At 68.0% G+C, this 2,797-nt stretch carries 3 protein-coding genes; 1 reads left to right on the top strand and 2 read right to left on the bottom strand.

What is annotated here, in order from left to right:
- Positions 1-119: 119 nt before the first annotated feature.
- Positions 120-911, bottom strand: coding sequence for an IS30 family transposase (locus ABNF93_RS34530; RefSeq protein ID WP_349332474.1), 792 nt, complete (start codon positions 909-911; stop codon positions 120-122).
- Positions 912-1,250: 339 nt separating this feature from the next.
- Positions 1,251-2,006 carry an SDR family NAD(P)-dependent oxidoreductase gene (locus ABNF93_RS34525; RefSeq protein ID WP_349332473.1) on the bottom strand — a complete coding sequence of 252 codons (756 nt, stop codon included), beginning with the start codon at positions 2,004-2,006 and terminating at the stop codon, positions 1,251-1,253.
- A 125-nt stretch (positions 2,007-2,131) separates the two neighbouring features.
- Between ABNF93_RS34525 and ABNF93_RS34520 the strand changes: the two genes are divergently transcribed.
- Positions 2,132-2,566, top strand: a complete 435-nt coding sequence (locus ABNF93_RS34520) for an Rrf2 family transcriptional regulator (RefSeq protein WP_349332472.1) — start codon at positions 2,132-2,134, stop codon at positions 2,564-2,566.
- Positions 2,567-2,797: the final 231 nt, after the last annotated feature.

Raw genomic sequence — 2,797 nt, 5'->3', positions numbered from 1 at the left:
TCGAGCGAACGGGAGTCCTTGGGCTTCCCCTCGAGCTTCGCACCACGCCGTTACCGACATCGCACGTCAAGGGCGGGGACGGGCCATACGGACACAGACCCGGGACCACACCAACGGCATCAGCCGCCTCTCCAACCAGTCAGCCCACTCAAACTCGAGCAGCATCGTGTCGCACAATCCCCCTCCCAATGCCCGGGAACCGCACGATCGGCGGCTTCGGCCGCCCGCTCGCTGATGTTGACCATGCCCTGGATCCGGTTCTTGCGCTGCCCGGCCTTGCGACCCGGGTGGCGCAGTGCCCGCCCGGTGCGCAGGCACCGGGTCAGCTCACGGCGCAGAGCCCCGCGTGACTGCACATACAGCGACTGGTAAATGGTCTCGGTGGACACCCACATCTCCGGGTCATTGGGGTACTCCGCCCGCAGCCTGCCGGCGATCTGTTCCGGGGAGTACTTACGCTCCAAGTCTTGCTCGACCTTTGCCCGCAACGCCACATTCGTGGCCAGCTTGCAAAGCTTCGGACGCAACGCCCGCTCATAAGCCGCCCCGTGCGCGCTCGACGCACGATAATCCCCCGAAGCCTCAGCGTTGCGGGCCAGCTCGCGAGAGATCGTCGACGGGCTGCGACCCAGCCGGTCTGCGATCGACCGCATCGACTCACCGGACGCCCGGCCAAGCGCGATCTCCTCCCGCTCAGCAAACGTCAAACACCGACCCTCCAGATTGCGACCCCGCCGCGGCCGTACCCCACCAGCCGCGATCAACCACCGGGCACCCTGCTTACGGTAAGTCCCCGCCGCAACTGCCGCATCGGTGATGAAATCGCCCCGCGCCATCGCCTCCCAGAACCGCTGATGAACCTCCGGAACCATCCGCATAGAGAACCGCACCCACAACACCCCTTCACCCATCGGGTGTTGCAACCACCGCTCGAACCCGGGGATCCCCAAACGGACACCCCGCACGCACAGCTGGTGAGCGCTACCGGGGGCTCACCTTGGCAGCAGGCTGCGCGACGATCAACTGGCATGTCTTGACAATGGCGTGGAACAGCTGGATCGCGGCGGCCTCGAGGTTGAGGGCCGTGGTGTCGATGGTGATCTCGGCGTCGGTGGGTTCTTCGTAGGGGTCGGAGATGCTGCGCTCCTCCCTGGGTCCGGATGCGCCACAACCGTCCGCCGAGCGGGGCCGCCGGGGAACCCGGCTTCCGCCTACGGCGGCGATAGCCGCCCACGGGAACGGCCTTCGGGTCAGGCGTTGTAGCCGCCGTGGGCGTCCAGCACCGCGCCGGTGACGTACGAGGCGGAAGGGCTCGCCAGGAAGGCGATCGCGGCGGCGATCTCTCGCGGATCGCCCATGCGCTGCAGCGACAGCGCGCTGAGCAGCGCGTTGAGGGTCTCGGGGTTCGGCGGTTCCATCCCGCTCTCCATCAGTCCGGCTTCCACCACGTTGGCTGTGATGCCCCGGGGTCCGAGGTCGCGAGCGACGCCCATGGTGTACCGCTCGATCCCGGACTTGCTCGCCGAGTAGTCGGCGACGCCGGGGATGCCGACCCGGGTGCCCAGTCCCGAGCTCACAGTGATGATGCGGCCGTCCGCGCGCAGCACCCGGGAGGCGGCCCGGATGATCGCGATCACGCCGAGGTAGTTCGTGGCGTGCATGCGGTCCAGCGCGGCGGTGTCGGCGTCCGGGTCGTCCACCGTGCGGCCCTGCTCCGGCGAGATCGCCGCGTTGTTGACGAGGATGTCCAGCCCGCCGAAGTACGCGACCACCTCGTCGATCAGCGCCGGCGCCCCGCTCGTGTCCGCCTGGTCGGACCGGAAGGCCGCGACCTTCGCCCCCGTGCCGCGCACCTCGTCGACGACGGCCTGTGCCTGCTTCTCCGAGCTGATGTAGGTGAACCCGACGTCGGCGCCCTGCTCGGCCAGGAGCCTGACGGTGGCGGCTCCCAGACCGCGGGACCCTCCGGTGACCAGGGCGACCTTGCCGGTGAGCGGTTCGTTCATTCTTCCCACCTCGCTGTTCGATCATCAGTAGTCGTAACGCTAGCTGTTACAACAACCTGTCGCAACTGTTGTCGTTACGACAGGGCGGTCGTAACATGGCGTGTTACGACCGAGGGGAGGGGTTCGTGAGCGCCAACAGCAGGTTGACCATCGCCGCTCACGCGCTGGCCTGGATCAGCCTCTACCAGCGCCAGGGCCACGAGGTGGCCACGTCCGAGCAGATCGCGACCAGCGCGAACACCAACCCCGTGGTGATCAGGCGGCTGCTCGGCGAGCTGCGCACAGCGGGGCTCGTGGAGTCCCGGCGTGGCGTGGGCGCCGGCTGGTCGCTGGCGCGCGACCTGGAGTCGATCACTCTGCTCGACGTGTACGACGCGGTGGAGCCCGGTCCGCTGTTCGCGATGCACCGCGCCACCCCGGACCAAGGGTGCGTGGTGGGCTACGGCATCAGGCCGGCGATGCAGGGCATCTACGGGCGCATCGAGGAGACGCTAAGAGCCGAGTTGGCCCGCGTCACGATGGAGGACGTGCTCCGGGACGTCCTCGCGGTACCGCGCTAGGCAGAGCCACCGTAGCCACGGCCTGTAGCCGGCCCGAACGTGCGGCCCGTGATCTTTGTGACTCTGTCTTAGTGGTCGGCGTCGTAAGTTCGTCGGAGGTCTACTCGGAGGTCTACTCGGAGGTCTACTCGGTGGTCCAGGCGGTGGGGTCGGCGAGGTAGAGGCCGCAGGCGCAGTCGAGGGCCTCTTCGGGGGTGCCGATCGGGCTGCCGTTGGGTAGGTAGGAGTCTT

The organism is Actinopolymorpha sp. B9G3 (assembly GCF_040120725.1).
GTDB lineage: Bacteria > Actinomycetota > Actinomycetes > Propionibacteriales > Actinopolymorphaceae > Thermasporomyces.
The sequence above is the reverse complement of the archived record's forward strand: the minus strand, read 5'-3'. Positions and strand labels throughout refer to the sequence as shown.

Coding starts and splice junctions, on each gene's coding strand:
- ABNF93_RS34530 (WP_349332474.1), bottom strand. CDS start 911: ATGGGTGAAGGGGTGTTGTGGGTGCGGTTCTCTATGCGGATGGTTCCG.
- ABNF93_RS34525 (WP_349332473.1), bottom strand. CDS start 2,006: ATGAACGAACCGCTCACCGGCAAGGTCGCCCTGGTCACCGGAGGGTCC.